The 24,783-nt window shown below is 62.6% G+C and carries 25 protein-coding genes and 1 tRNA gene; 14 read left to right on the top strand and 12 right to left on the bottom strand.

All coding sequences use genetic code 11. The annotated features are described in order from the left end of the window. Positions 1 to 663: 663 nt before the first annotated feature. Positions 664 to 2,676 (bottom strand): BTAD domain-containing putative transcriptional regulator, encoded by a 2,013-nt coding sequence (locus tag AC0L2A_RS13140; RefSeq protein WP_473609248.1) that lies wholly within the window; start codon positions 2,674 to 2,676, stop codon positions 664 to 666. A 467-nt stretch (positions 2,677 to 3,143) separates the two neighbouring features. On the opposite strand from AC0L2A_RS13140, the gene AC0L2A_RS13145 reads away from it, so the two are divergent. Continuing rightward, a complete protein-coding gene (locus AC0L2A_RS13145; RefSeq protein WP_473609171.1) occupies positions 3,144 to 3,770 on the top strand; it encodes an ankyrin repeat domain-containing protein in 627 nt (208 codons plus the stop codon). A gap of 53 nt (positions 3,771 to 3,823) precedes the next feature. Here the strand turns inward: AC0L2A_RS13145 and AC0L2A_RS13150 are convergent, their stop codons facing one another. Further along, positions 3,824 to 4,351 carry a gamma carbonic anhydrase family protein gene (locus AC0L2A_RS13150; RefSeq protein ID WP_473609172.1) on the bottom strand — a complete coding sequence of 176 codons (528 nt, stop codon included), beginning with the start codon at positions 4,349 to 4,351 and terminating at the stop codon, positions 3,824 to 3,826. Between the two features lie 320 nt (positions 4,352 to 4,671). Here AC0L2A_RS13150 and AC0L2A_RS13155 point away from each other — a divergent pair, with 320 nt between their 5' ends. Next, positions 4,672 to 5,403, top strand: coding sequence for a hypothetical protein (locus tag AC0L2A_RS13155; protein WP_473609173.1), 732 nt, complete (start codon positions 4,672 to 4,674; stop codon positions 5,401 to 5,403). Between the two features lie 219 nt (positions 5,404 to 5,622). Here the strand turns inward: AC0L2A_RS13155 and AC0L2A_RS13160 are convergent, their stop codons facing one another. Next, positions 5,623 to 5,826 carry a DUF3126 family protein gene (locus AC0L2A_RS13160; protein ID WP_013531334.1) on the bottom strand — a complete coding sequence of 68 codons (204 nt, stop codon included), beginning with the start codon at positions 5,824 to 5,826 and terminating at the stop codon, positions 5,623 to 5,625. Between the two features lie 196 nt (positions 5,827 to 6,022). Then, positions 6,023 to 6,871 (bottom strand): serine O-acetyltransferase, encoded by an 849-nt coding sequence (gene cysE, locus AC0L2A_RS13165; protein WP_023798183.1) that lies wholly within the window; start codon positions 6,869 to 6,871, stop codon positions 6,023 to 6,025. Positions 6,872 to 7,023: 152 nt separating this feature from the next. Here cysE and AC0L2A_RS13170 point away from each other — a divergent pair, with 152 nt between their 5' ends. Further along, positions 7,024 to 7,623 (top strand): HD domain-containing protein, encoded by a 600-nt coding sequence (locus tag AC0L2A_RS13170; RefSeq protein ID WP_473609175.1) that lies wholly within the window; start codon positions 7,024 to 7,026, stop codon positions 7,621 to 7,623. Positions 7,624 to 7,794: 171 nt separating this feature from the next. Here the strand turns inward: AC0L2A_RS13170 and AC0L2A_RS13175 are convergent, their stop codons facing one another. From AC0L2A_RS13175 to AC0L2A_RS13185, 3 genes are all read right to left on the bottom strand, one after another. After that, positions 7,795 to 8,562 carry an alpha/beta fold hydrolase gene (locus AC0L2A_RS13175; RefSeq protein WP_473609176.1) on the bottom strand — a complete coding sequence of 256 codons (768 nt, stop codon included), beginning with the start codon at positions 8,560 to 8,562 and terminating at the stop codon, positions 7,795 to 7,797. 20 nt (positions 8,563 to 8,582) lie between these two features. Next, positions 8,583 to 9,095, bottom strand: coding sequence for a DUF192 domain-containing protein (locus AC0L2A_RS13180; protein ID WP_473609177.1), 513 nt, complete (start codon positions 9,093 to 9,095; stop codon positions 8,583 to 8,585). Positions 9,096 to 9,258: 163 nt separating this feature from the next. Next, positions 9,259 to 9,834 carry a cold-shock protein gene (locus tag AC0L2A_RS13185; protein WP_329608822.1) on the bottom strand — a complete coding sequence of 192 codons (576 nt, stop codon included), beginning with the start codon at positions 9,832 to 9,834 and terminating at the stop codon, positions 9,259 to 9,261. A 239-nt stretch (positions 9,835 to 10,073) separates the two neighbouring features. On the opposite strand from AC0L2A_RS13185, the gene gloA reads away from it, so the two are divergent. Both gloA and AC0L2A_RS13195 read left to right on the top strand, forming a co-directional pair. Then, positions 10,074 to 10,514 (top strand): lactoylglutathione lyase, encoded by a 441-nt coding sequence (gene gloA / locus AC0L2A_RS13190; protein ID WP_236378228.1) that lies wholly within the window; start codon positions 10,074 to 10,076, stop codon positions 10,512 to 10,514. 27 nt (positions 10,515 to 10,541) lie between these two features. Next, complete coding sequence (locus AC0L2A_RS13195) at positions 10,542 to 10,835, top strand: DUF2218 domain-containing protein (RefSeq protein WP_128182250.1); 294 nt, start codon at positions 10,542 to 10,544, stop codon at positions 10,833 to 10,835. Positions 10,836 to 10,839: 4 nt separating this feature from the next. Here the strand turns inward: AC0L2A_RS13195 and AC0L2A_RS13200 are convergent, their stop codons facing one another. Then, positions 10,840 to 11,400: a DUF1697 domain-containing protein gene (locus AC0L2A_RS13200; RefSeq protein WP_473609179.1), complete on the bottom strand. Its 561-nt coding sequence runs from the start codon at positions 11,398 to 11,400 to the stop codon at positions 10,840 to 10,842. Next, complete coding sequence (gene ilvA / locus AC0L2A_RS13205; protein ID WP_287376102.1) at positions 11,397 to 12,653, bottom strand: threonine ammonia-lyase IlvA; 1,257 nt, start codon at positions 12,651 to 12,653, stop codon at positions 11,397 to 11,399. Before ilvA ends, AC0L2A_RS13200 begins: the two co-directional genes overlap by 4 nt. 222 nt (positions 12,654 to 12,875) lie before the next feature. On the opposite strand from ilvA, the gene AC0L2A_RS13210 reads away from it, so the two are divergent. Further along, positions 12,876 to 13,943, top strand: coding sequence for an alpha/beta hydrolase (locus AC0L2A_RS13210; protein WP_023798191.1), 1,068 nt, complete (start codon positions 12,876 to 12,878; stop codon positions 13,941 to 13,943). 1 nt (position 13,944) lies between these two features. Next, positions 13,945 to 15,105, top strand: a complete 1,161-nt coding sequence (locus AC0L2A_RS13215) for an alpha/beta hydrolase (protein ID WP_473609180.1) — start codon at positions 13,945 to 13,947, stop codon at positions 15,103 to 15,105. 25 nt (positions 15,106 to 15,130) lie between these two features. Here the strand turns inward: AC0L2A_RS13215 and ade are convergent, their stop codons facing one another. Both ade and AC0L2A_RS13225 read right to left on the bottom strand, forming a co-directional pair. Beyond that, complete coding sequence (gene ade, locus AC0L2A_RS13220) at positions 15,131 to 16,942, bottom strand: adenine deaminase (RefSeq protein ID WP_287376098.1); 1,812 nt, start codon at positions 16,940 to 16,942, stop codon at positions 15,131 to 15,133. Between the two features lie 419 nt (positions 16,943 to 17,361). After that, positions 17,362 to 17,541, bottom strand: a complete 180-nt coding sequence (locus tag AC0L2A_RS13225; protein ID WP_091591311.1) for a hypothetical protein — start codon at positions 17,539 to 17,541, stop codon at positions 17,362 to 17,364. A 678-nt stretch (positions 17,542 to 18,219) separates the two neighbouring features. On the opposite strand from AC0L2A_RS13225, the gene AC0L2A_RS13230 reads away from it, so the two are divergent. Then, positions 18,220 to 18,308: transfer RNA gene (locus tag AC0L2A_RS13230), tRNA-Leu, on the top strand. 112 nt (positions 18,309 to 18,420) lie between these two features. On the opposite strand, the gene AC0L2A_RS13235 is transcribed toward AC0L2A_RS13230, so the two are convergent. Further along, entirely contained in the window at positions 18,421 to 18,999 is a 579-nt protein-coding gene (locus tag AC0L2A_RS13235) for an NUDIX domain-containing protein (protein ID WP_091591316.1), read from the bottom strand. 198 nt (positions 19,000 to 19,197) lie between these two features. Between AC0L2A_RS13235 and AC0L2A_RS13240 the strand changes: the two genes are divergently transcribed. From AC0L2A_RS13240 to AC0L2A_RS13265, 6 genes are all read left to right on the top strand, one after another. Beyond that, complete coding sequence (locus tag AC0L2A_RS13240) at positions 19,198 to 20,301, top strand: NADH:flavin oxidoreductase/NADH oxidase (RefSeq protein ID WP_473609182.1); 1,104 nt, start codon at positions 19,198 to 19,200, stop codon at positions 20,299 to 20,301. Between the two features lie 101 nt (positions 20,302 to 20,402). Further along, positions 20,403 to 20,711, top strand: coding sequence for a DUF982 domain-containing protein (locus tag AC0L2A_RS13245; RefSeq protein WP_287376131.1), 309 nt, complete (start codon positions 20,403 to 20,405; stop codon positions 20,709 to 20,711). Positions 20,712 to 20,742: 31 nt separating this feature from the next. Next, positions 20,743 to 20,982, top strand: a complete 240-nt coding sequence (locus AC0L2A_RS13250) for a DUF2188 domain-containing protein (protein WP_023798198.1) — start codon at positions 20,743 to 20,745, stop codon at positions 20,980 to 20,982. 291 nt (positions 20,983 to 21,273) lie between these two features. Then, complete coding sequence (locus AC0L2A_RS13255) at positions 21,274 to 22,362, top strand: ABC transporter ATP-binding protein (RefSeq protein WP_236389981.1); 1,089 nt, start codon at positions 21,274 to 21,276, stop codon at positions 22,360 to 22,362. A gap of 38 nt (positions 22,363 to 22,400) precedes the next feature. Next, entirely contained in the window at positions 22,401 to 23,726 is a 1,326-nt protein-coding gene (locus AC0L2A_RS13260; RefSeq protein ID WP_473609183.1) for an ABC transporter substrate-binding protein, read from the top strand. Between the two features lie 205 nt (positions 23,727 to 23,931). Next, a complete protein-coding gene (locus AC0L2A_RS13265; RefSeq protein ID WP_413468443.1) occupies positions 23,932 to 24,783 on the top strand; it encodes a carbohydrate ABC transporter permease in 852 nt (283 codons plus the stop codon).

Below are 24,783 nucleotides of genomic sequence, written 5' to 3' on the forward strand. Positions count from 1 at the left end.
CCAAGAAACCTCCTCCTCCTCGGGGAGGTCAGATCCGCGTTCGCTCACATCTGATTTGAGGCGACGCCGTTGCACCCCGATAAGGATACGCCTTAGCACAAGATAGAGGCCCATCGAGGCAAATGTTGCTATCCCGCCCAGGACGGCGAGATCTGCGCTGTTTGCGTAAATTTCGGCAAGATGATTTGGCATTGCCGTGCCTGTGCGGTTTTGGGTGTAATCTTAAGATCGTGAAGCGTTGTTGGCCCCTCGCCTTGGTGCTGGCTAAAGCCTTTGGTCGCGTTCGAAGCTGTCACTTGCTTCGAGGTCCCTCCAGTGCTCGAATTGTTGTTGCATGGCGGAGCGGCGGTCGCGCGTTGATAGGCGTGCCGGCGCAGATGACTTTTGTTTGAAACGAAACTTGACAGGCCCTGGCCGCCGATTGTCGGCCACCAAGGGCGCACAGGCTCTGAAAAGCCGACTTGCACCTCTGCATCTCAACGTCCCGAGAGTTCTCCCACGGTAGCGCACCATCCCACCATTTCCGGCTCTGGACGGTCCGGCTAAGCTTTAAGCTAGGTCACAGGCCTCCACGGTCAACCGTCACCTTATAGTTAGCATCCATCGGCAGTACGTCGGCCATCTGGTGCCAAGCCGTTTGCCTCGCTTGGCGCTGACACGGCGTTAGGCCGGCAGGCCCGCTTTGCGAAGGCCTTCGATATATCTGCTGCGATCGTCCGGTCGATAAAACGGCGGCAGCACCTCAGCGAGATTCGAAAGCCGCAACGTAGGGTCGAGTTCGCGCAGGCGAGCCATCATCTTCTCGGCTTCCGAAAGCCGACCGGCCAAGACGTAGCTTGCCGTCGCCACACGCGCCGCGCTCGCGTAGTTTGGTTGCGAACGCAAAGACCTTTTCGCCCACTCAGCAGCATCGTTGTAGCGCCCGGCACAAAAGTGAGCGAGCGCGGTGCAAAATTCCCAAACAAAAAAGCGAGGATCGAACGGACTGAGGCGCATTGCCTGCGCGGCGCGCTCGACGGCTTTCTCCGGCTCACCTAAGCACGCTTGAACCCACGCGCTGTAACCCCACGCCGCAGCCAAGTTCGGGTTCAGGCCAAGCGCGCGTTCGATGCACGCCGCGCTTTCCTCCACATCGCCGCCTACATAGCCGAGCACGTATCCGCCGTACGAAAGGGCAATTGCATCGTCCCATCCAAGTTCGATCGCTCTCTTTGCCAGTCGGGTCGCCTCGGCAGTCTCTTCAAAGCGATCGATCATCCAGCGGTTGCTCTTTCGCGCCGCATAGCAGCGCGCCGCCCGGGCATAGGCGGCAGCGAACACCGGGTCACAGCCGATCGCCTTCATGAAGAACCGCAGAGCGTCATCCATGGTTTCCTTGGTGTTGACCGCTCGGTCGTGGGACGCCAACCCGCGCAGATAATAGTCGTAGGCGTCGAGGTCCTCAGTCGGCTTGCGCTTGGCGCGCTCAATTTCCGCCTCCTCGACCTTTGGGGTGATCGCGCCGACGATGCTCGAGGCGATCTGGTCCTGAAAATCAAAAACCTCGGCTAGAGTACCTTCAAAACGGTCAGCCCACAGGTGGAGGCCGCTCGAAGCGTCGAGGAGTTGTCCGGTGATGCGCAGGCGCTCACCCGCTTTCCGCACACTTCCCTCGACCACATAGCGCACGCCCAGTTCACGCCCGACCTGCTTTATGTCTATCGAGCGTCCCTTGTAGGCAAAACTCGAATTCCGTGCGACTACGAACAGGTGACGAAAGTGAGCCAGGGCGGTGACGATGTCTTCCACCATACCGTCGGCAAAGTATTCCTGCTCCATATCACCGCTCAGATTTTGAAACGGCAACACTGCCACCGACGGTCGATCGTCGTGTCTCGCTGGGACTGACAGGCCCTGCGGCAGCGACACGACGCCAGAGCTCGGCCCGGGCCGCTGATATCCAATTCGTTCGCGGGATTGCAGAGAAGCCGCCAGCGAGCTTGTCTCAGCCTCCGGCTCCGCATCCAGATGCTTTCTCAGGGCATTGCGACAGAGCTCGAATTGGCGCAAGGCGGCGTTTTCGTGACCGCGATGAGCATGGATCCGGATAAGCGCCCGATGGGCGGCCTCCGCGGTAGGATCTGAGGCGAGCAATCTCTCTGCCAGCCCTTCGCAGGCCGTCTCTTCCGCTGAGCCGGGTATCGGCAGCGCGAGGCTCAGCCGATCGACCAACTGCAGGGCCTTGCGCTGATACCTGTCCAGATAGGGTCCAAACCACTCAGCCAGTTCCTCAGGAATGGCTTCCCCCGCAAGCAGCCCACCGCGGTAGAGGTCGGCGGCGAAGGCCAGATCGGCCGCCCCGCCCTGCTCCAGTTTCCGGTCGAAGATCGAAATGTCCGCGTCATCAGGACCGGCAATCAGCGCGATGGCTTCCTGATCCCCATCGATGTAGACGATGGCATCCTTGCTGGTCGGGAACGAGCGCCGGATGTCGACCAGCGCTTGCCGCAAACTATTGCGGGCCTGGCCATTGCTTCGTCCCGGCCAAAAGGCTTCGGAAAGCTGCTCGCGACGATGGCCGCGGCGGCCCGCCAGCACTAAGGCAGCAAAAAGCAGCGAAGTCTTGCGCGTGGCGAAGCGGACGGGCCGGCGCTCCGGGGAGGTAACCTCGAGGCCGCCCAGCAACCTGATGCGCACGGATGGTCTCCAGACTTTGACCGCCGCGGCGGAATACATTTCGGAGGATAGTTTTAACACCGATTTAACGGCAGCTCGTCGGGCTTTTCGGTTTTTTTCACGCACAGCCGAACAGCCCGAAAACACCCGCGTGGCACGCTCTCATCCGCAAATCTCGAAATGGGAGACTAAAAATGGCTGACACGCAAACTCGCGCCGCCCGCACCTCGAAAAGACATCTGTTTGGACCCAGCCTGAAAAGCGTAACAATGATGATCGCCGATTTCAGGGGGTGGCGACGGACCGTCGCAAGACGCAGGGCACTAGCCGACTTGACGGCCGATCAGCTGAACGACATCGGTCATCCGGAGGCCCATCGACCCGCACTCGACATCAAGGCAGGTCTGATCACGAACTTGATGTCGATGCGATAAGTCCGGCGTACGGCTGCGCAAAGCTATCGACCTGCTCTCCAATCGCAGCCCGCCATGAGGCTTTCAGGCAGCGGCGGATGGGAGCAATATGGCGGCCAATTCAACCTCCGGATCGCTGCGATGTTGGAAATCCCGAAAGATCGATGCGAGCGCCACCGCCTGTTCGAGGCCATCGACGACGCGTTCAAGGCGGGCGACTTCGAGGGCCTCGGTGTGGCTCTCGGCGGCTCACCCGGCTGGTTCGACGAGCAGATGCCCTTTGAACTCGGCCTTGGGCATCCACTGGAGTATGCGATCTATTGGAGCCCCGCCGCTTTCATCTCGATCTTACTGGATGCGGGCTCGGACCCGAACTATCACCACCACGGCGGTTTTCCGGCTATCATTGCGGCACTCTCCGCCGACCGGGCTGACAGACTGGAAATAGTCCGAACCCTGATCGATGGGGGCGCAGACCTGAACATGCGGGGCGTAAACGACTGGACACCGCTTCACTATGCGGTCGCCATCCGTAGCGTCGATGCCATCCGCCTGCTGTTGGCGGCGGGCGCCGACCCATCGCTCGAAACCCGCATCGACGACTATACGACAGCCCTCGAGGACGCCGACAATGCCGGCTTTGAAGCCGGCGCTTCGTTGCTGCGCGATGCAATGACCAGGCGCGGCTCCAATGGACGGTGAGCTGGGCGACGATGCCGGTGAACCATATAGCCAAAGATTTGACAAGGCTGGCCTCAGGTCTTCGTCAGCCCCGCCTTGAAGCGTTTGCCGTTGGCGACGTAGTGCGCGGCCGAAGCGCGCAGGCTTGCGACCGCGGCATCGTCCAGTGTTCGCACGAAGCGGGCGGGCGAGCCGATGATCAGCGAATTGTCGGGAAATTCCTTGCCTTCGGTGACCAGGGCGCCGGCGCCGACCAGCGAATTCCTGCCGATCTTCGCGCCGTTCAGCACGATGGCGCCCATGCCGATCAGGCTGTTGTCGCCGATCGTGCAGCCATGCAGCAAGGCGCGATGGCCGATCGTGCAGCCTTGCCCGATGGTCAGGGGAAAACCGACATCGGTATGCATGACCGTGTGTTCCTGCACATTGGTATCGGCGCCGATGATGATCGGCTCGTCGTCGCCGCGGATGACGACGCCGAACCAGAAGCCCGCGTTGCGGCCGATCTGTATGTCGCCGATCAGGGTAGCGTCGGGCGCGATCCAGTTGCTGTCGGCGTCCTCGAAACCGGGGGCTTTTCCATCGATCGCATAGAGCGGCATTTTTCTCCTCCGAATCGTCTCAGGCTGAAAGATCGGTCGACCCTAGGAGAGTGCCTGCCTGGGATGCAATGTCGATCAGCACGACGCCCAACGCCAAAGATCGTCGCCGTGCAACCGCAAGAGATCAGCGCCGTCAGGCAACACTAAAAGCAACAAGTGTGTGTCCAACCGGACCCATCTTCACCTTCCATTTACCATGAAATCGCACAGTCGTGTTTCGACAGGCGTGCCGCAAGAGCCGTGCCACGCACATGGGTCGCTCAAGGACAGCCCAAGGGAACAGACACATTGAGACAGGCTGCCGATAATCGGGGATCGCGATGAAGCAGGCAGCCACCGCCAACGGTCCGCAACTCACCGTCGTCGATTCCCAGCTGATGAAGCGGGTGTTCTACGTGTTCGCGGCGCTGGTGGTGCTTTCGATGACGATCAGCCTTGGCGGCAAATGGTTGGGCCGCTCGATCGCCATGGCCGGATATACCGACGACACGACAGTCCACGAGGTGGTGATCGGCAACAACGTCATCGCCGTGCCGGCCAATGTCATCCGCTTCGACCAGGCGCGGCGCGACGGCATCGCCTCGCGCCTCGACCTCTATCTGCGTTATCCCGACATGGACGGCTACAGCGAGGCGGCCCGCGACGATTTCAACCACACTGGATCAGCCAAGAGCATCATTTTTCTGTCGTTCGAACGACAGGTCATGTCGCGTGACATGAGCGGCCGCTTCGCGCCGATCTACAGCGCCCTGATCGTCGAGCCCGGCACGCCCGGTCCGGGCGGCACGACGCTTTACGGCTTCAATGAAAAATCGGGCTATTTCAACGAGGTGCTGGCGGTCGGCAATCGCCGGGGCAAGGACCCGTTCGTGGCCCGCTGCCTGAGCGGCCCAAGTGCTGCGCAATCGCTGGCGCCCTGCGAACGCGACATTCTGGTCGGCGACAATCTCAGCCTCACCTACCGCTTTCCCATGGAATTTCTGGGCGACTGGCAGGCGCTCGACGCAGCCATCGCCGCCAAGGCTGCGCGTATGCTGAAGGCCGGGCATTAGGATGATGATGAAGCGAACCGTGCGAGAATCTGCTCAGTGCTTTTGATCGCGCAGCAGCGCAGAAATTTGCGCGACGTCGGCGGGACAGCACCCCCCTCTGCCCTATCGGGCATCTCCCCCTCAAGGGGGGAGATTGGCTATTCGTTCTTCTTTCGCCAATCGCCAACGTTGAAGAGAGCAAGCTGGCTCAAGGTCGGCCGGCACCGATCGCCTCCCGGCTCAGGCGAGGTCGATGTCGAGGATCGCCATCGAGAAATTATAGTCGCCGTCGTCCTCGTCCTTGAAGACGATGCCGAGGAATTCGTCGCCGACATAGACCTCAGCCGAATCATCCTTGCGCGGCCGCGCCTTCACTTCAAGCTTGGGGTTCTGGAAGACGCGCTTGAAATAGGCGTCCAGCTTTCTGATTTCGTCCGGCTTCAAAAGTCTTCTCCGATCGTCGGTCTTGCTCGTTTGAGCGCGCTTCTGGCACGTCGACAATGGCGATGTAAAGGCAAGCCTGCGAGAGAACCGGGGCAATCGCTAGAGGTTTGCGCTGCCCCTCATTGCCCTGCCGGGCATTTCTGCCCGTATAGTGACGGGGAGAAAGACGCCTTTGCAACGGGCCCTGCCCGAGCGTTCAGATGTCGAAGCTGACGACGTGGTCCATCGATTGCGACGGCAAAAGCTGGTCCATCTGCCGCGAGGGCCGGTCGCAGCCGGTCTCACCGACGACGCGGGCCGGCACGCCGGCAACCGTCTTGTTGTGCGGCACCGGCGACAGCACTACCGACCCTGCCGCGATCTTGGAGCAATGGCCGACTTCGATGTTGCCGAGGATCTTGGCGCCGGCGCCGATCAGCACGCCGTAGCGGATTTTTGGATGGCGGTCGCCGCCGGCCTTGCCGGTGCCGCCCAGCGTCACGCCGTGCAGGATCGACACGTCGTCCTCGATCACCGCCGTCTGGCCGACGACGAGGCCGGTGGCGTGGTCGAGGAAGATGCCCTTGCCGATGCGGGCGGCCGGGTTGATGTCGGTCTGGAACACCGAGGACGACCGGCTCTGCAGGTAGAGCGCGAAATCCTGGCGGCCCTGGTTCCACAGCCAATGCGCCAGCCGGTGCGTCTGGATGGCATGAAAACCCTTGAAATAAAGTACCGGCATGATGAAGCGGTCGCAGGCCGGATCGCGGTCGTAATAGGCCTGGATGTCGACACGCACCGTCGAAGCCCAATCCTTGTCGTCGGCTGCCATCGCCTTGAATGTCTGGCGGATGAGATCGGAACCGATATCCTGATGGGCGAGCCGCTCGGCCAGCCGATGGATGACCGCCTCCTCCAGGCTTTCCTGGTTGAGGATGGTCGAATAAAGGAACGCCGCCAGCAGCGGATCGCGGTTGACCGCCTCCATCGCTTCGTCGCGGATCGAGCGCCAGATCGGGTCGATCGGCTTCACCATGGTCGGGCGGGCAATGGTAACGCTGTTCATCAATGGTCTCCGGCCTAATGTCTCCGGCTTGGCACCAAAACCGCTGCGCACATTTGCGCGACATGCTCTATAAGCCAGATCATAGCACGGTTGAACTCAATTTTCCTTAGTGCATCGTCAAATGGATTTGGTTCACGGAAATTCAAGCGGCCATGGAAAACCAAGCCTTGATCGACGAGCCGCTGAAGCGCGAGCTTTCCGCGTTCTATGAGGCCGAAGGCCGCCACTATCACAGCCTTGCCCATATCGAGGCGATGCTGGCGCTGGCCGGCCACTATCGGGCATCGTTGCACGATCCCGAGGCGGTCGAGGCGGCGATCTGGTTCCACGACGCCATCTATGACAGCCGGGCCAAGGACAACGAGGCGAAGAGTGCCGCCCTTGCCGAGAAAAAGCTCGCCGGCCGCACCGATGCGCAGCGCCTTGGCCGCATCACCGCGATGATATCGGCCACCGCCACGCATGAGTTGCCGCAGTTTGCCGACGAGAATGCCGCCCGCGATGCAGCGCTGTTCCTCGACATGGACTTGGCGATCCTGGGGGCGCCGCCTGATGCGTTCGACGCCTATGAACAGGCGGTGCGGCGCGAATATGGCTGGGTGGAAGAGCCGATGTGGCGCGCCGGCCGCAGTGCTGTTCTGAAGAGTTTCCTCGCCCGCCCGCACATCTTCCACACCGAGGAGTTCCGGCAGCGGTTCGAGGCTCAGGCTCGGCAAAACATGGCGCGTTCGCTCGAAGCGCTCGGGGGATGACCTGGCTTCTTCCTTCTTCCCTTGTGGGAGAAGGTGGATTGGCGCGCAGCGCCAAGACGGATGAGGGGTGCTGGCCGGAGCGCTGTCGGTGTCGAGCTGGAACACCCCTCATCCGTCGCCTTCGGCGACACCTTCTCCCACAAGGGGAGAAGGGAGAGGCGCACCTACTACTCACAGCGGATTTTCGGCATAAAACTCCAGCACCCGCTGCTTGAAGGACTTGTCGCCGACGGCCAGCATGTGGTCGCGGCCCTCGATATGGAAGGCCCTGGCGTTCGGCATCAAGGCGGCCAGTTCGTCGGGCGAACCGCCGATATCGTCCCCGGTGCCGACGGCAATCAACGTCGGCTGGCCAATGCGCGCAATGTCGGCCTCGGCCAGCAATTCCCGTGAGGTGGCAATGCAGGCGGCCAGCGCCCGGCGGTCGCTGCGGGTCTGGTCGGCGAAGGCGCGAAACGAGCGGCCGCGTGGATGGCTGGTGCTATCTGGATCGTCGGCCAGAAGGGCGGCGGCGATCGGATCCCAGTCGCCGACGCCGTCGACCATGCCGACGCCGAGACCGCCGAAGACCAGCGTCGCCACCTTATCCGGGTCGGAAAGCGCCAGGAACGCGGAAATCCGCGCGCCCATCGAATAGCCCATGACATGGGCGCGTTCGATGCCGAGATGGTTCAGCAACGCTGCCCCGTCGGAAGCCATTTTTGCCGGCGTATAGTCTGCCTCCTGATAGCTCTTCGACGAGGCGCCGTGGCCGCGATTGTCGAAGGCGATGGCGCGGTAGCCGGCATCGTTCAGCGCCTTGAACCAGCCGGGCGATACCCAGTTGACGTAATGGGTCGAGGCAAAGCCGTGGATCATGAGCACCGGATCGCCCTGCCCCGATGCCGGCTGGCGGTCGAGGAAGGCAAGGTCAAAACCGTCATGGGAGAAAAACTGCATCTGCGATGGATCCTGCGCGTTCAGTTGCGCGCGGTGCCGATTGCCGGGTGACGCAACAGGTCGCCGTCCTCGATGCCGCTCCTGGCGGCGGTGCCCGCCTTGAGCTCGAGCACGAAGCGAACCGGCTCGCCGGGCGAGATCATCGCCTCGGATTGCGGCTCGCCTTGCTTGATCGCCCGGATCCTGCCGTCCTGACCGACAAAGATCAGGTCGAGCGGCATCGGCGTGTTCTTCATCCAGAAGCTGACATCCCGAGCCTCCTCGAACACGAACAGCATGCCATGGTCATCGGCCATCTCCTGGCGAAACATCAGGCCAGCCTCGCGCTCGGCGGAGGTGTCGGCGATTTCGACGGAGAATGAGCGTTCGCCGCCGTTCGTCACCGCGACCAGCGGCTGCGGGTCGACGGCAAGGATCATCGCCCGGCTGTCTGCCGAAGCCGGTCGCTGCGAATGGAGGAAAGCGCCTGCGGCGATGACAAAGGCGATCGCGGCGCAGACTACGCCCGTTGTCAGCCAGTTCCTGTAAGTCATTCAGAATCCTCGGCCATCGTCCTAGGTACGCTGAAATTCAGGTGAGGTCGGCCTGACCTGAATCTCAAACCACCTGGACCATGATCCCGAACCTACGGGTCGAAAAAGATCATGGTCAAGCGGAAAGCACCAGGTCGCATCCCGATTCGATCGAGGTGGGACTTTAGTGCGAGACGGGCAAGGTCCCCATATCCGGGTGAATTTCGGCAGCCATAAGGCCTTTGTCGCCGCGCCCGAAGCGGACCAGCACGACCTGCCCCGGCCTGAGCTCGGTAATACCGTAACGGCGCAGCGTCTCCATGTGGACGAAAATGTCCTCGGTGCCCTCGCCCCGGGTCAGGAAACCGAAGCCCTTGGTGCGGTTGAACCATTTCACCAGCGCCCGTTCGAGGCCGCTTTCCGGCGTCACCGAGACGTGGGTGCGCTGCTCCTGCATCTCCGCCGGATGGGTCGCCGTGGTGAGATCCATGGAGAGCACGCGGAACGCCTGCAATCCGCGCTCACCTTGCTTGACCAGGCAGACGACGCGCGCACCTTCCAAGGCGGTCTGGAAACCGTCTTTTCGAAGACACGTCACATGGAGGAGAATATCGCCGGAAGAGCCGTCATCGGGAAGAATGAAACCGTAACCCTTGGCCACGTCGAACCATTTGATAGCACCAGCAATCTCGACAAGACCGGCGGTGTCGCCGCTCTCGTCTCTTTGCAAGGCGTCGTGACCGGTTCCGTCCCGCCCCATGAAAGAGGCTTTTTCCCCCATAACAACGCCCCCCTTTTTCCAAGAATACCGCAACTGATTCTTGACGTTAGATTAACACTTCCGTTTCCGGTGTGTGCAAGACCTGAGCTGCGTTTTTTCACGGTTCATTGCGGGAATACCGGATTTGTTGTTTGCCGGCAGGAGCGGCTATCGGGAATTGCCCTTTGGCCGGGTGGCCCCTATGTTCCGCCGCAAAGCAACATTTCGAGGAAAATCACATGCGCTACCTCCACACCATGGTCCGTGTCGCCGACATCGATGCCTCGCTCGATTTCTACTGCAACAAGCTTGGCCTCAAGGAAGTGCGCCGCCACGAAAACGAACAGGGGCGCTACACGCTGATCTTCCTTGCAGCGGACGAAGACGAGCAAAGCGGCATCACCGACAAGGCGCCGCTGATCGAGCTCACCTACAATTGGGATCCGGAAGACTACAAGGGCGGCCGCAATTTCGGCCACCTGGCCTACGAGGTCGACGACATCTATGCCACCTGCCAGCATCTGATGGACAAGGGCGTCACCATCAACCGGCCGCCGCGCGACGGCAACATGGCCTTCGTCAAATCGCCGGACGGCATCTCGATCGAGCTTTTGCAGAAAGGCCCGGCCAAGGCCAAGGCCGAGCCCTGGGCGTCGATGCCCAATACCGGAAGCTGGTAACGGGCCGCATTGGGGAAGAATTCATTCATGCCGACCAGCCATGCCGATGTCGTCACTGAACATGCGAGCCGCTATCTGCAGCAGCTCTGCAAGCACTGGGCGCACAAGTTTCCCGTCGCGTTCGATCCGAACCACGGCACGATCGATCTCTCACTGGGCCGCACGGTTCTCGATGCCGACCCGGCAGCGCTGCATATCGCGGTGACCGCCGACGAAGCCGGCTCGCTGGAGCGGCTGGAGACGGTCGTCGCCGACCACATCAAACGCTTCGCTTTCCGCGAAGAGCTGACCTTCGATTGGAGAAAGGCTTCGGCAGCGTAGGCGACTACGCTCCGCCATTGCGGCCGGCCATCGCCAGCAGCATCAGCACCGTGCGCCAGTTGCGCGCGGTGGCGGGCACTTTCAGCGTGCGCGGGATGAGGTTGGCAAATACCGATTTGCCGAGGCCTTCCGGTGCGTGTAGGTAAAGCACGTCGCCCCTGACCTCGAACCGTTCGGGACCGGTGCATTTTTCGGCCAGCCGCGCGACCTCGTCGGCGGTCGGCGGGCGCTCCAGCACATAGGCGTGAAGCTTCGTCGGTTCCCCGACGACTTCCGGATAGGGATTTTCCGCCACCAGCCGCTCGAACCAGCCGAGATCGCGCACCATGATGCGCGAGTGAAATCCCCATTTCTTCTCGAAGGCTGTTTCCAGCTGTTTGGCCAGGGTGGCCGCGTCGCCCTTTGCCGAACGGAACACGACATTGCCGCTCTGCACATAGCTGGCGACGTCGCCAAAGCCGAGTTCCTCGAAGAACGACCGGAGTTCGGCCATCTTGACGATGCGGTTGCCGCCGACATTGATGCCGGAAAACAACGCAACGAAAATCTTCGCCTGGGCGCTCATATGATGAACCCGGCCAGCGTCTCGTTGTCGGTGATGTCCTGATACTGAACGCCCTCGGCCTCGAAATTGGCGTTGAGCAGCTCGAAATTGCGGCGGTCCTTGGTTTCGATGCCGATCAGCACCGAGCCGAAATTGCGCGCCGATTTCTTCAGATATTCGAAGCGGGCAATGTCGTCGTCGGGACCGAGCAATTCGAGGAAGTCGCGCAGCGCGCCCGGCCGCTGCGGAAAGCGGATGATGAAATACTTTTTTAACCCCTCGAAGCGCAGCGCCCTTTCCTTCACGTCCGGCAGCCGCTCAAAATCGAAATTGCCGCCCGAAACCACCGCGACGATGGTCTTGCCCCTGATTTCCTTCTTCGAAAAATCCTTCAACGCGTCGATCGCCAGTGCGCCGGCCGGCTCCAGCACCACGCCTTCGACGTTCAGCATCTCGATCATGGTCGCGCAGAGCCGGTTTTCCGGGATCAGCCGCACGGCCTCGGTGGCAAACGCCTTGAGATGCCGCAACGGCTCGCGGCCGATCTCGGCCACCGCCGCGCCATCGACGAAATTGTCGACCCTGGCGAGCCTGATACGCTTGCCGGTGGCAAGGCTCTCGCTCAGGCTTGGCGCGCCGGCCGGCTCGCAGAAGACGAAGCGCGTGTCGCGGCGCTGGTCGGCGAAATAATGCGTCACACCCGCTGCCAGACCGCCGCCGCCGACCGGCAGGATGATGATGTCGGGCATGCGCGCGCCCGGCATCTGGCCTGATATCTCGTAGGCGACCGTCGCCTGCCCCTCGATGATGTCCTTGTGGTCGAACGGCGGCACCATGTGCGCGCCGGCGCTTTCGGTGAATTCGGAGGCGGCGCGGTAGCAGTCGTCGAAAAAGTCGCCGACCAGCCTGATCTCGACGAATTCGCCGCCGAACAGCCGCGTCTTGTCGATCTTCTGCTGCGGCGTCGTCACCGGCATGAACACCACGCCTCGCTTGCCGAAATGACGGCAGACGAAGGCAAAGCCCTGGGCATGGTTGCCGGCGGAAGCGCAGACGAACAGCTCGGCATCGTTGCCGGCGGCGAGCGACTTGCGGAAGAAATTGAAGGCGCCCCTGATCTTGTAGGAGCGCACCGGCGACAGGTCCTCGCGCTTCAGCAGCACGCGCGCGCCGGTCTTCTTCGACAGATAATCGTTTTCCTGCAGCGGTGTTTCCGGGAAGATCTGGCGGATCGCGGCAGCGGCGACCGCGACGCGGGAAGAGAAACTGGTCATCGAAAAAATTACCCCGGATCGTCTGTGGTGTTCGCGAAGCTAGCACACGCCGTACGTGTTTGATCAGGGCAATCGTTCTGGCTTTCGCGCAACAGTGCGATGACTGTCGCAAGCCGCTGAGCGCATTTCGGCAGGAAACGACTTACTTCTGCCGCACTTCGGCTGTCCGGGAGGGGTCGCGGAGGTTGGATCAAGCCTTTCGGCCGGAGTGGAATTCTAGAGTTGAAGAAGATTTGTATCCTTGTCCTTGCCTTGCTCGTTGCCGGCTGTGGCGGCCGGCAGACCGAGGAACTGCTCGGCAGCGCCATGGTGTCGGCGCCGGTGACCGATATCGCCGGCAACCACAGCATCTTCATCGCCACGACACGCAAGCGCTCCGACGATCCCAGCAAGGTTTTCGACCGCGAGCGCTCGGCCACGCTGAACTATGCCCGCGTCAACGTCACCGTGCCGGGGACCCACGAAGCCGGTCAGATCGAGCGGCGCTCACGCGGCAAGTCGAACGACCCTGCCAAATATTTCATGGCCTCCGACGTCGTCGGCTACGACACCGCGCCGAAATTCTCCAACGCGCTCAGTGCCGACATCGCCGCGCGCGGCGGCCGCGTCATGCTTTTCGTCCATGGCTACAACACCGGCTTCGACGCCGCCGTCTACCGCGTCACCCAGATCGCCCATGATTCCGGCTACCCGGGCACGCCGGTGCTGTTTTCCTGGGCATCGGGCGCCAAGACCCGGGACTATGTCTATGACAGGGAAAGCGCCAGTGCCGCCCGCGACCAACTGGAAGTGACGCTGAGAATGCTCTCGCAGACCGGCGCGCGGCGCATCGACATCGTCGCCCATTCGCTGGGGACCTGGGTTACCATGGAAGCGCTGCGTCAGCTCGCCATCAATGGCGACCGCGATCTCAGCGGCAAGCTCGGCGACGTCGTGCTGGCCTCGCCCGACATCGATGTCGACGTGTTCAAGAGCCAGATGCGCCGCTACGGCAAGCCGAACAAGCCATTCATCCTTCTGCTGTCCGACGACGACCGGGCGCTGCGGCTCTCCGGCCTGATCGCCGGCTCGCGGCCGCGCGTCGGCGATTACAAGGACGCCGCCGACCTCGCCGACTATGGCGTGAGCGTCGTCGATCTCTCCAGCGTCAAGGGATCGGATCGCTTCAACCACACCAAATTTGCCGACAACCCCGAGCTGGTGAAGATGATCGGCCAGCGGCTGCGCGAGGATGACGGATTTGCCAGCGACCGCGAGGTGACCGACCGCATCAGCCTGCTCGGGCAGTGAGGTGCGTTCGAAGACTTTTCTCGTCGTAGCGTTTGCGCTCGCGGTGACCGGCTGCGCCGGCCGCAAGACACACGACCTTCTCAACACGACGACCGTGACGGTGCCTGCCTCCGACATCGCCGCCACGCATGAGATCTTCGTCGCCACCACCCGAAAAAAGGCGACGAAGGACCCGCGGCAGGTGTTCGACGGTGACCGTTCACCGACCACCAGTTTTGCCAGTGTCGAAGTCACCGTCCCGAAAACCCATCAGGTCGGCGCCATCGAGCGGGTCAGGGGCACCGCCAACAGCAACCCGGCGAAGGACTTCACGGCAACCGAGGTCGAATTCTACGAAGGCGCCCCGCAATTCGCCAAGGCGGTCGGCGCCGACATCGCCATGCGCGGCGACCGCGCTCTGGTTTTCGTGCACGGCTTCAACAACGGTTTCGACGACGGCATCTACCGGCTGACGCAGATCGTGCACGACACCAAATACTCCGGCACGCCGGTGCTGTTCTCATGGGCGTCGAGCGGCAAGACCACGGGCTATATCTACGACAAAGAAAGCGCCAACGCGGCGCGCGACGATCTCGAAGAGACGTTGCGGATGCTGGCCAAGACGAAGGCCAAGAGCATCGACATCATCGCTCATTCGATGGGCACCTGGGTGACGATGGAGGCGCTGCGCCAGCTTGCCATCACCGGCGACCGTGATCTCGGCGACAAGCTCGGCTATGTCATCCTGGCCTCGCCCGACATCGATGTCGATGTGTTCAAGAAGCAGATGATCCGTTACGGCAAGCCCGACAAGCCTTTCGCCATCCTGCTTTCGGGCGACGATCGCGCCCTGAGGCTGTCCTCGCTGATCTCCGGCGACAAGCCGCGCGTCGGCGACTATGGCGACGCGGCCGACCTCGCCAGCTATGGCGTGTCGGTGGTCGACCTGAGCAAGACCAAAGGCGGCGACCGCCTGAACCACGCCAAATTCGCCGACAACCCGTTCCTGGTGCAACTGCTCGGCGACCGGTTGCGCGCCCCGGCCGGCCTGGCATCAGACGAGGTCGATCCGGCGCAGCCGATCAACAATCTCGGCCAGGGCATCGGCAAGGCCGTCGGCTCCGTCGCCGAGATCGTCATCACCACGCCGTTCAAGGTGCTGACCATCGCCACCGGCGGATGAGGAGTGGACACGCCCTTGATCGTTGTCAGACGAACAGGTCGACTTTCTGGAACGTCGTCACGTCGATCAGGCCGACATCGGAAATCCTCAGTTCCGGGATGACGACCAGCGCCAGCAGCGAGTGCTGCATATAGGCGTTGTTCAGCGAACAGCCCATCTGGCGCATTGCCTCGGTCAGCTTGTCGGCCTTGGCGGCGACGATTTCGGCGCGCTCGTCCGACATCAGGCCGGCGATCGGCATTTCGACCAGCGCCAGTTCCTTGCCCCTGGAGAACAGCACGACGCCGCCCCCGACCTCGCCCAGCCGGTTGACCGCCAATGCCATGTCCTGCTTGGAGGTGCCGACGACGATGATGTGGTGCGCATCATGCGCCACGCTGGAGGCCATGGCGCAGTCGCTCATATAGCCGAAGCCGGAGACGAAGGCGTTGGTGACACCACCCGTGCCGCGGTGGCGCTCGACCAGCGCGATCTGGCAGACGTCGTTGCGGCGGTCCATGGCGACGAGCCCGTCCTCCACCGGAAGGTCGGCCTCGAGCGCCCGCGTCGGCGCCTGGTTCTCGATCACGCCGATCACCCGCACCCGAATTTCGTTGGCGCCGACAGGCGCCACGATGTCGAAATCCCCCGGTTTGAGCTTCTTGCCGAGCTTGACGGTGTTCTTTGCCGTCTTCGGATAGTCATAGGCCGGGATGTCGATGTCGAGCTTGCCGCCCTTGGCCAGCCTGACGCCGCGGCCATAGACTTCGTCGATGGTCATCGCGGCCAGATCGGAAACGATCAGCAGATCGGCGAGCCGCCCCGGCGCGATCGACCCCAGCTCGCGCTCCAGCCTGAAATGCTGGGCGGTGTTGAGCGTCGCCATCTGGATCGCGGTCACCGGCTTCACCCCCTGGCCGATGGCGTGGCGGACCACCCGGTCCATATGGCCTTCATGGACGAGCGTCCCGGAATGGCTGTCGTCGGTGCACAGGATGAAGTTGCGCGGATCGAGCCCGCTCTCCGTCACCGCCTTGATCTGCGAGGCGACGTCGTACCATGCCGAGCCCAGCCTCAGCATTGCCTTCATGCCCTGGCGGACGCGAGCGATGGCGTCCTCGGCGCGCGTGCCTTCGTGGTCGTCCTCGGGGCCGCCAGCGACATAGCCGTGGAACGGCAGGCCGAGATCGCGCGAGGCATAATGGCCGCCGACGGTCTTGCCCGCCCTCACCGTCGCGGCGATCTCGCCGGCCATCACCGGATCGTTGGCAGCGACACCGGGAAAGTTCATCACCTCGCCAAGTCCGACGATGTTTTCCCAGCCCATCGCCTCGGTCACATCGGCAACCGTCAGCTCGGCGCCGGCATGCTCCAGCCCAGGTGCGGAAGGCACGCAGGACGGCATCTGCACAAGCACGTTGATCGGCATGGCGACGGCCTCGTCATGCATCAGCCGCACACCCGGCAGGCCGAGCACATTGGCGATCTCGTGCGGGTCGATGAACATCGAGGTGGTGCCATGCGGGATGACGGCGCGGCAAAACTCCGTCACCGTCACCATGCCGCTCTCGACATGCATGTGCGCGTCGCAAAGGCCCGGCACCAGATAGCGCCCGCCGGCGTCGACCACCTTGGTGCCTTGGCCGATGGCATGGCCGGCATTCGGCCCGCAATAGGCGAAACGGCCTCCGGCAATGGCAATGTCGGTGCCGGCGATGATCTCGCCGGAATGAACGTTGACCCAGCGCCCGTTGCGGATGACGAGATCGGCGGGCCTCCTGCCCATCGCGACGTCGACCAGATGCGTCGCCGACTCGGCCCACGGTTTTGGTTTCGTCGCACGCGCGGTCTTCGCCATGAGGAGACTCCTGTTTTCCCGACTGTGCCAAGCCGCGCGGATTTTGACCAGCGGAGAACTGGGTCTTCACCTTTCGTCGCCGGACTCTCCAAAGTAGGCGCCGTCGGCGAAGCTGCCGATCTCCCCCCTTGCGGGGGAGATGCCTGGCAAGGCAGAGGGGGGTGCTGTCCCTCCGACTTCTCAAGATCTGAGCTGCCTCCGTGGGAGAGGAACCCAAGCTGGAATGAAGCCGCGATCCTCCCCCTCTGTCCTGCCGGACATCTCCCCCGCAAGGGGGGAGATCTGGTGTCGCGTCGGCTTTCGCCAACCGCCAGCGCTGGAACGCAGACGATCAGGCGCGGGCCTAAATCAGCTCGCCACTCGCTAGCGGATCTTTCTTTGAATTGACGTTCGGGAGTTTCGATCAGGCAATCGGGCGCTCAAGTATCGCCCCGCAGTTCCCTGTCGCGGCAGTTGAGAAGCTCGACCAGATCGTCGGCCTCTTCGATCGGCATGTCGATCAACGGGACGCCGACCTCGACAACCGGCAGTCCCGTGAACACATCGATGATGTCCCATGTGCCTTCAGGTGTCTTCTCAGTGTCGTAGCGTTGAGTCATGGGGTGCAGGAGAGATTAGCGGGTGCAGGAGAAGATCAGCGCGTTTTCTCGGTTATCGCTCGTTTGGGCTCCGGGAATGCGAAAACGGTTCCCGCCCGGCCTGATCAAGCGCCTCAAGCAATGGGACAAAGGTGCTGGGCAGTCGTGGGTCGACGGCAAGATTCAGCACGCCGTGCAAGTGCCGGCGATAGTCTTCGGAACGCAGCAATTGCCGTACCGCGTTGGCAACAGACTTCCCTTGTCCTGTGTCAAACTCTGCCATGTCAGGGGTTCCAGTAGCTTTAGCCCGAAACTCAGGCGTTGCGAAATGGTTCCGGGATGATTTTGATCAAGTTTGAACCAGTGGATGGCCCGTCGCTGCTGACCGGCCTGCAGCCGCCAATTCTCCAACGTCTGCGATTGGCCGAAAGCCGCCGCGCCTTCGTCATCCTAGCGACGCGGCGCAGACCCTGGGATCCATTCCGTGACATCCGCCGAAGAATGCAACGGCTCAGAATAAACGCGCTCCGTAGCGATCCTTCGCGCCCCCCTCTGTCCGGCAGGAAAGAGGGGGGCGCCTCGCTCCGCCATCAAAAGGTTCTGCACCGCAGCAGCGCACCAAGTTTGCCCGTGCCAATCCTGCTGAGAAACCTTCGTGACACAGTGCCACGGCTGTGCCAAACAGGGCCAACTGTGCCAGCGAGCGTGGAGAAACTGGTAAACTCAGCAGACTTAAAATCTGCCGCCACTACAATGGCTTACGGGTTCGATCCCCGTCGCTCGCACCACCTCACATCGGACTTGAAATCCCTCGATCTCTGATCGTACGGGTTCGATTCCCGTCGTCCGCACCAGCAACGCCGGCGCCACTGCGCTGGCGCATCCAGGTTCGGGCTTGGATCAAACCCGGATCGGATTCAGCTTCAGATGCTGGATCAGGATGATGGTCTTGGCGTCGATAATGCTGCCGTCGTGGATGCCGGCCAGCGCCTCGTCGAGCGGCATTTCCAGGACCTCGATGTCTTCGCCTTCGTCCGATGCACCGCCGCCGTCGGAGATGCGGTCGGTCGGTGAATAGCGGGCGACGAAGAACCAAAGCCGCTCAGTCACGCTGCCAGGGCTCATATAGGGCGAAAACAGCCGCTCCACGTCCTTCAGCCGGTAGCCGAGTTCCTCTTCCGCCTCCTTGCGGATGCAGGTTTCGGGATCGTGTTCATCGAGCAGGCCGGCGCAGGCCTCGATCAGCGGCTCGCGGTGGCCGGTGGCGTAGGCCGCGTAGCGGAACTGCCGCACCAGCAGAACCGTCGAGCGCTCCGGGTCGTAAGGCAGGATCACCGCACCGTCGCCGCGATCGTAAGTCTGGCGGATCTGCGTCTCCCACTGCCCGTCGCGCCGGCGATAATCGAGGACGGTCTTTTTCAGGACTGCCCAGTCGTCGGAAAGGACTTCCTCCGAACGGATGCGAATGCGGTCTTCCATGGTGAACTCCGTGTTGCCGGCGAGGCGTAGCGGTGATCGGGCCTTCGCGCAATCCCGACAGCAGCTTGGCCGACGGTGCCTGCTGCGGAACGTTTGAGGTGCCCGGCAGGGGTAGACGGGCAGCGCTTCACCGCCTCGTGTATGGCGCAGGCGCAAACCATTGCCTAAATAGCGACAGCCCCTCCCCGGAGTTTCCCGATGACCCCTTCCCTTTTCCAGCCGATCACGCTTGACGGCCTCACCTTTCCCAACCGCATCGCGGTGGCGCCGATGTGCCAGTATTCCGCCGAAGACGGCTCGGCGAGCGACTGGCACCTGTATCACTGGATGAACCTGGCGATGTCCGGCGCCGGCATGGTCACCGTCGAGATGACCGACGTCGAGCGGCGCGGCCGCATCTCGCATGGCTGCCTCGGCCTTTATTCCGACGACAACGAGGCGGCCGCCCGGCGCGCGCTGGATGCGGCCAAGCGCGTTGCCGCTCCCGGCACCAGGTTCGGTACGCAGCTTGCCCATGCCGGCCGCAAGGCCTCCAACCAAAAACCTTGGGAAGGCGGCGGGCCGCTGAACGCCGATCAGGACCCTTGGCCGATCGTGTCTGCCTCGGCAATCGCCTACGACACGGGCTGGCAGGTGCCGCGGGCGCTGGAGGACGAGGAGATCCTGCAGATCATCGAACGCTTCGCCGAGGCGGCACGGCGGGCCGAACGTGCCGGCTTCGACTTCATCGAATTGCACGCGGCGCACGGCTATCTGATCTTCCAGTTCCTGTCGCCGCTTTCCAACCAGCGCACCGACCGCTGGGGCGGCTCGCTGCAAAACCGCATGCGTTTTGTCGTCGAGATCGCCAAGGCGGTGAGAAAGGCAGTGCCCGGGCTGATGCTCGGGGCGCGCCTGTCGGTCAAGGAATGGGTCGATGGCGGCTTCGACGTCGCCGACGCAATCGAAGTGGCCAAGGCGCTGAAGGCAACGGGCGTCGCCTATCTCTGCTGCTCGAGCGGCGGCAATTCGCCCCTGCAGAAGCTGCCGGCAGGTCGCGGCTACCAGGTGCACCTGGCGGAGGCCGTTCGCAACGGCGCCGGAATCCCAACAAGGGCCGTCGGCCTGATCGACGATCCGAAGCAGGCCGAGGCGATCGTCGCCGAGGGCCGTGCCGACATGGTGGCCCTGGCCCGCGCCTTCCTCGCCGATCCGCGCTGGGCGTGGCGCGCCGCGGCCACCTTCGGCGAAAAAATCCAGCCGGCGCCGCAGCTTGCCCGCTCGGTGACGACGATGCAGCACTGGATGAAGGCGGCCGGCTGACCGGCCCGATTGCAGGGCCGCCGCCGCAACGACCGTTACCCCGAGACATTTGCGCACGCCAAGGGGCGTGCAACCAAATCAGCGGCTCCGCGTTGGCGGCGATGATGGACAGCAAGCCTTTTGAAAAGCCGGTCGTGGTCGAACTTGGCCGTGTCGGCAAATACCGTGAGATCCGCAGCACCCAGGAAGCTGCGGAGTGCCTGATGACCGTCTGGCCGCTCAATCGTGGCCCTCGGCATCGCGATGCTCTCGACACTTGCCTAAAAGTGCTGGAAGGTTATCGTTCGACAGCGGATGCGCGCCGGGCATTGGTCGAGGCCGCGAAGGAATCGGACGTGCTGGTTCCCGACGAGAGATTGCCCCAAGGCAAACTGCCCGACCGCAAACTGCCCCAAGGCAAACCGCATTGAGCAACCTGAGCTTTTTCCACTGGAGGATTTCATGGCCAAGCTGACCTACAAGATCGTCGAGCATGACGGGGGCTGGGCCTATAAGGTCGGCGAGACATTTTCGGAGACGTTCCCTACGCACGAGGATGCGTTGCGCGCCGCCGAGATCGCTTCGGCCGAACAGCAGGTCGCCGGCACCACCGACGGCATCCAGTACGAGGACGCCGAAGGCAAATGGCACGACGAGCTTGCCGACGGTCGGGACCGGCCGCAAACCGAAGTTTCCGATTAAGGCTGGTGTCGTCGCTGATAGCTTCTCGCACCTCCGGTTTTAAGAGCTGGGGCTGGGCAAATCATGCTCCTGCTACGACCCTGGACATGGCGAACTCCAATCCCATTGGGGACAAGTACGATCAGGCGCGACGAAGAAGGGCGCTTGCCACGCAGCCGCTTTACAGGGCAGTCTGGTAGCGCTACCGTTTCATCATCGCGCGTGACCAGGGAGGAGCTTTGGGAACTGCCGCGGCCAGTCAGGAAAGCGGTTTCTTCGAAGACGTCGCAGGAAGCATTCGGGAGGAAATCGATGGCGTCTGTCGCGATTGGCGATGTCTACAAATCATTCGGAACCGTCGAGATTCTCCACGGTGTCAGCGTCGATATAGAGGATGGCGAGTTCGTCACGCTGGTCGGGCCGTCGGGCTGCGGAAAATCGACGCTTCTCAGGATGATCGCCGGCCTGGAAAAGATTTCGCGCGGCCAGATCGCGATTGGCGAGCGCGTCGTCAACAACGTTGCGCCAAAAGAACGCGACGTCGCCATGGTGTTCCAGAACTACGCGCTCTACCCGCACATGACCGTCGCCGAAAACATGGCGTTCTCGCTGATGCTCAAGGGTGTTGCGAAAGCCGAAAGCGCTGCCAGCGTCAAGCGCGCCGCCGAAATCCTGGGGCTGGTGCCATTGCTGGAGCGCTATCCCAGGCAGCTTTCCGGCGGCCAGCGCCAGCGCGTCGCCATGGGCCGGGCGATCGTGCGCGATCCGGCGGTCTTCCTGTTCGACGAGCCGCTGTCCAATCTCGACGCCAAGCTCAGGGTGCAGATGCGCGCCGAGATCAAGGAACTGCACCAGCGCCTGAAGACCACGACGGTCTATGTCACCCACGACCAGATCGAGGCCATGACCATGGCCGACAAGATCGTCGTCATGCATGACGGCATCGTCGAGCAGATCGGGCCGCCATTGGAACTCTACGACCGGCCCAACAACCTTTTTGTCGCCAGCTTTATCGGCTCGCCCGCCATGAACATGCTGAGGGGCGAAATCGCGACGGACGGCGGCTCACCGTCTTTTCGCGGCTCGGGGGGGATTTCCCTGCCGCTGGCCGCAGTGCCGTCGACCGGCAGCGGCGAGCAGGTGGTGCTGGGGATACGCCCCGAGCATCTGCGGCTATCCCAGGACGATGGCATTCCCGTCACCGTCGTGGTGGTCGAGCCGACCGGGTCGGAAGTGCAGCTCATCGGCCGGACGGCCGGCGGTGACGAGATCGTCGCCAATTTCCGCGAGCGCCATTCCTTCACGCCGGGCGAGACCGTACGGCTCACGGCCGAGCCGGGCCTCATCCATCTCTTTCATGGCGAAACCGGGCAGCGCTTCGAACTGCGCGCCCGGCAGTAGGAACCATAAGGCAAGACAATAAACAGGAGGAAACGAGCATGAAATTCACCAGACGTGACGTGATCCGCACGACTGCCGGCGTGGCGGCGGGAGCCTTGGGAAGCCGCTTCATCGGCTCTTCCGCCTTTGCCCAGGAGGGGTTGACGTACAAGCCCGAAGACGGCGCAAAGCTGCGCATGCTGCGCTGGTCGCCGTTCGTTCAGGGCGATGAAGACCAATGGCTGGCCAACACCAAGCGGTTCACCGAGGCGACCGGCGTCGAGGTCCGTGTCGACAAGGAAAGCTGGGAGGACATTCGCCCCAAGGCGGCGGTTGCCGCCAATGTCGGCTCCGGCCCAGATCTGATGCTGGTCTGGTTCGACGACCCGCACCAGTACCCCGACAAGTTGCACGACGTGTCGGAACTGGGTGAGTATCTCGGCACGAAATATGGCGGCTGGCACGACGGACCAAAGCAGTATGCGACGCGGGAGGGAAAATTCCTCGGCCTGCCCCTGGCCACCATCGGCAATGCCATCGTCTATCGGGAAAGCTGGGTGAAGGAGGCTGGCTTCTCGGAATTTCCGAAGGACACGGCGGGCTTCCTCGAGCTTTGCAAGGCCTTGCAGGCGAAGGGCCATCCGGCCGGTTTCACACACGGCCATGGCGTCGGCGACGGCAACAACTATGCTCACTGGCTGCTGTGGAGCCATGGCGGCCAGATGGTCGACGAGAGCGGAAAGGTGACGATCAACAGCCCCGAGACGCTCAAGGCGATCGAATACGCCCAGGAACTCTACAAGACCTTCATCCCCGGCACCGAAAGCTGGCTCGACGTGAACAACAACCGCGCCTTCCTGGCCGGCGAACTGGGCGTCATCGCCAACGGCATTTCCGTGTATAACACGGCCAAGACCAACAAGGACAATGATCCGAAACTGGCTGAAATCGCCAAGGACATGCGCACGACCAGCCTGCCGATCGGCCCTGTCGGGAAATCGGTCGAGCTGTTCCAGGTGACCACGGCGGTGATCTTCGACTACACGCCCTATCCCAATGCGGCAAAAGCCTATCTGCAGTTCATGTTCGAGGAACAGCAAATGGCGGAATGGATCACCTCCTCGGCCGGCTATTGCTGCCAGACACTCAAGGCCTTCGACAACAATCCGGTGTGGACGGCCGACCCGAACAATGCCGCTTACGCCAAGGCCTCGGCGACGCTGCGTCCCAATGGCTATGCCGGGCCGCTCGGCTACGCCTCGGCTGCGACCATGGCCGACTATGTGCTGGTCGACATGTTCGCCAAGGCGGTGACGGGCCAGGCGACGCCGCAGGAGGCGGTGGAAGAGGCGGAGAAACGCGCCAACCGCTACTACCGCGTTTGATCGCAGCCGAGCCGGGCAGGCGCGACCGCGCTGCCCGGTCTGGTCCTGAAATCGCGTGGCGGCCTCTCAGGCCACCATGCCAGCAGACCGTATGAGGAGCCGTCCCATGGCCGTGTCGTCCGCTGCCGTTCAGCCGCGTCCGTCGATCCTGTCGCGGAGCCTGTCGCTCCTGGCCGACAGCCGGAACGCGCTTGGCTTCGGCTTCATGCTGCCGGCGGCAGCGCTGCTGCTGGTCTTCCTCACCTATCCGCTCGGGCTCGGCATCTGGCTCGGCTTCACCGATGCCCGCATCGGCCGCCCCGGTATTTTCATAGGCATCGAAAACTACCAATATCTGTCGGATGACGCCGTCTTCTGGCTCTCCGTATTCAACACCTTGCTCTACACGATAAGCGCGTCGATCCTGAAGTTCGCGCTCGGCCTCTGGCTGGCGCTTATCCTCAATCAGAACCTTCCCTTCAAATCGTTCTTCCGCGCGATCGTGCTGCTGCCGTGGGTGGTGCCGACGGTGCTGTCGGCAATCGCCTTCTGGTGGATCTACGATTCGCAGTTCTCGATCCTGTCCTGGGCACTTATGGAAATGGGCCTGATCGACCATCGCATCAATTTCCTCGGCGATCCTGTGAACGCGCGCGCTTCGGTCATCGCCGCCAATGTCTGGCGCGGCATTCCGTTCGTGGCGATCACGCTGCTGGCCGGCTTGCAGACCATACCCCAGTCGCTCTACGAGGCCGCCACGCTCGACGGCGCCAGTCGCTGGCAATTGTTCCGTTTTGTGACGCTGCCGCTGCTGACGCCGATCATCGCCATCACCATGACGTTTTCGGTGCTGTTCACCTTCACCGATTTCCAGCTGATCTATGTGCTGACCCGCGGCGGACCGGTCAATGCCACCCATTTGATGGCGACATTGTCGTTTCAGCGCGGCATTTCGGGAGGCCAGCTTGGCGAGGGCGCCGCCATCGCGGTCGCCATGATCCCGTTCCTGCTTGCGGCGATCCTGTTCAGCTATTTCGGCTTGCAACGCCGCAAATGGCAGCAAGGCGGCGGAGACTGA

It is taken from the genome of Mesorhizobium sp. WSM4844 (assembly GCF_055811775.1).

Coding starts and splice junctions, on each gene's coding strand:
- AC0L2A_RS13260 (WP_473609183.1), top strand. CDS start 22,401: ATGAAATTCACCAGACGTGACGTGATCCGCACGACTGCCGGCGTGGCG.
- AC0L2A_RS13250 (WP_023798198.1), top strand. CDS start 20,743: ATGGCCAAGCTGACCTACAAGATCGTCGAGCATGACGGGGGCTGGGCC.
- AC0L2A_RS13170 (WP_473609175.1), top strand. CDS start 7,024: ATGGAAAACCAAGCCTTGATCGACGAGCCGCTGAAGCGCGAGCTTTCC.
- AC0L2A_RS13180 (WP_473609177.1), bottom strand. CDS start 9,095: ATGACTTACAGGAACTGGCTGACAACGGGCGTAGTCTGCGCCGCGATC.
- AC0L2A_RS13240 (WP_473609182.1), top strand. CDS start 19,198: ATGACCCCTTCCCTTTTCCAGCCGATCACGCTTGACGGCCTCACCTTT.
- cysE (WP_023798183.1), bottom strand. CDS start 6,871: ATGAACAGCGTTACCATTGCCCGCCCGACCATGGTGAAGCCGATCGAC.
- AC0L2A_RS13200 (WP_473609179.1), bottom strand. CDS start 11,400: ATGAGCGCCCAGGCGAAGATTTTCGTTGCGTTGTTTTCCGGCATCAAT.
- ilvA (WP_287376102.1), bottom strand. CDS start 12,653: ATGACCAGTTTCTCTTCCCGCGTCGCGGTCGCCGCTGCCGCGATCCGC.
- gloA (WP_236378228.1), top strand. CDS start 10,074: ATGCGCTACCTCCACACCATGGTCCGTGTCGCCGACATCGATGCCTCG.
- AC0L2A_RS13145 (WP_473609171.1), top strand. CDS start 3,144: ATGAGGCTTTCAGGCAGCGGCGGATGGGAGCAATATGGCGGCCAATTC.
- AC0L2A_RS13245 (WP_287376131.1), top strand. CDS start 20,403: ATGATGGACAGCAAGCCTTTTGAAAAGCCGGTCGTGGTCGAACTTGGC.
- ade (WP_287376098.1), bottom strand. CDS start 16,942: ATGGCGAAGACCGCGCGTGCGACGAAACCAAAACCGTGGGCCGAGTCG.
- AC0L2A_RS13175 (WP_473609176.1), bottom strand. CDS start 8,562: ATGCAGTTTTTCTCCCATGACGGTTTTGACCTTGCCTTCCTCGACCGC.
- AC0L2A_RS13185 (WP_329608822.1), bottom strand. CDS start 9,834: ATGGGGCGGGACGGAACCGGTCACGACGCCTTGCAAAGAGACGAGAGC.
- AC0L2A_RS13265 (WP_413468443.1), top strand. CDS start 23,932: ATGCTGCCGGCGGCAGCGCTGCTGCTGGTCTTCCTCACCTATCCGCTC.
- AC0L2A_RS13235 (WP_091591316.1), bottom strand. CDS start 18,999: ATGGAAGACCGCATTCGCATCCGTTCGGAGGAAGTCCTTTCCGACGAC.
- AC0L2A_RS13195 (WP_128182250.1), top strand. CDS start 10,542: ATGCCGACCAGCCATGCCGATGTCGTCACTGAACATGCGAGCCGCTAT.
- AC0L2A_RS13225 (WP_091591311.1), bottom strand. CDS start 17,541: ATGACTCAACGCTACGACACTGAGAAGACACCTGAAGGCACATGGGAC.
- AC0L2A_RS13155 (WP_473609173.1), top strand. CDS start 4,672: ATGAAGCAGGCAGCCACCGCCAACGGTCCGCAACTCACCGTCGTCGAT.
- AC0L2A_RS13255 (WP_236389981.1), top strand. CDS start 21,274: ATGGCGTCTGTCGCGATTGGCGATGTCTACAAATCATTCGGAACCGTC.
- AC0L2A_RS13150 (WP_473609172.1), bottom strand. CDS start 4,351: ATGCCGCTCTATGCGATCGATGGAAAAGCCCCCGGTTTCGAGGACGCC.